At 71.0% G+C, this 1,498-nt stretch carries 1 protein-coding gene; it reads right to left on the bottom strand.

Features of this window, described 5'->3' with window-relative positions; translation table 11 throughout:
• Positions 1-17: 17 nt before the first annotated feature.
• Entirely contained in the window at positions 18-1,247 is a 1,230-nt protein-coding gene (locus tag IEZ31_RS55685) for an IS110 family RNA-guided transposase (protein WP_190258278.1), read from the bottom strand.
• Between the last annotated feature and the right edge of the window lie 251 nt (positions 1,248-1,498).

Below are 1,498 nucleotides of genomic sequence, written 5' to 3'. Positions count from 1 at the left end.
GCATGAGTAGCCCTGTGTCAAGCCGCCGGTTGTTGGAGGGCTTGGAGTGCGCCGTGTTTGTCCGGGTTGTAGGGGGTGTTGGTCTGCCAGCATTTCCAGATGATGTGCAGCCAGGCGCGGGCCAGGATGCGGGTGGCGTGGGGGTGGTCGTGGCCGCGGTTGATGGCTTGCCGGTAGAGGTTCGCGGCCCAGGGGTTGGCGTGTCTGGTATCGCTGGCGAAGTCGGTGACCGCGTCGCGCAGTTGTTTGTCGGCGGCCCATCGGAACGTGACAGTCTTGATTTTGCCGGATTGTCGGGTGGATGGGGCGACGCCGGCCAGGCAGGCCAGGGCTTCGGGGGTCGGGAACCGGCCGCGGGCGTCGCCGATCTCGGCGAGCAGCCGGGCGGCGCGCACGGTGCCGGAGCGGGGCAGCGATTGGAAGATCGCCGCGTCGGGGTGCAGGGCCAGTTGTTCGGCGATGTGGGCCTCCAGGGCGTCGATCTGGGCCAGGACCGCGCGGATGGCGGCGACCAGGGCCAGGGTGATGTGGGCCAGGGCGGCGCCGTGCTCGCCGGTGGCGCCGCGTGGTGCGGCGGCGAGGTGGGCGTGCACGGCTGCTCCGGGGCGTCGGCCGCAGTAGTGGGCGGCGCGCAGCCAGGCGGTCATGCGGACTGGGGAGAGCCAGTCGGCCTTGTCCTGGCTGGGGAAGCGGGTCAGGAACCGCAGGCTGATATCGCTGTCGAGGTCGGCGAACAGGCCGACCGCGCCGGGGAATGCGGTCTGCAGGTGGGCGCGCAGCTGGTTGGTCAGCGCGACCCGGTGCCCGACCAGGTCCTTGCGGGTCCGGCAGGTCGCGCGCAGCGCGACGGTGGCCGGGGTGTCCCGCTGCAGGGCACGCAGCCGCAGCCGGTCGGTGCGCACGGTGTCAGCCAGCACGAACGCGTCGAAGCGGTCGTCCTTGTTCCCGGCCGAGCCGTAGCGGCCCCGCAGGTTCTTGAGCTGGTTGGGGGAGATGACGTAGACGGTCAGTCCGGCGGCCAGCAGCGCTTCGACCACCGGCCCGTCCGGTCGTTCGATGCCCACCTCGGCGACGCCGGCGCGCAGCAGCCGGCGGGTCATCTCCCGCAGCCCGGCCGCGGTGTGCGCGACGGTGAACCGCAGGCTCTGACGTCCGTCGCTGTCGACCACCGAGACCGCGTGGTCGTCTTTGGACCAGTCCACTCCGCCGGTCGGTGGCCGGCCGTCGAGCTGCTGGGTGACACTCATCCTTGCCTCCTCATCGCTGCAACGGTGGGAAGGCACCCGGTGGTCCCACGGCACGACAGCCGGTCGCTCACTGATCGGCGCTCAGGCTCGGCGCTCAGCCCTGTCGCCAGTCGGCGTGCCCGGGGCCACCGGACCTCGCAGAACTCATGCCGGACCTCGAAGGTCAAGCGAGCAGGGCGATGGCCCGGTGGTCACCAGTGGTGCATCGGCACTCTCTCAAACGCCGACACAAGGATGGTGGCCCAGTGAGC

This window comes from Dactylosporangium sucinum (genome assembly GCF_014647515.1).
GTDB classification, from domain to species: domain Bacteria; phylum Actinomycetota; class Actinomycetes; order Mycobacteriales; family Micromonosporaceae; genus Dactylosporangium; species Dactylosporangium sucinum.
The sequence above is the reverse complement of the archived record's forward strand: the minus strand, read 5'-3'. Positions and strand labels throughout refer to the sequence as shown.

Coding starts and splice junctions, on each gene's coding strand:
- IEZ31_RS55685 (WP_190258278.1), bottom strand. CDS start 1,247: ATGAGTGTCACCCAGCAGCTCGACGGCCGGCCACCGACCGGCGGAGTG.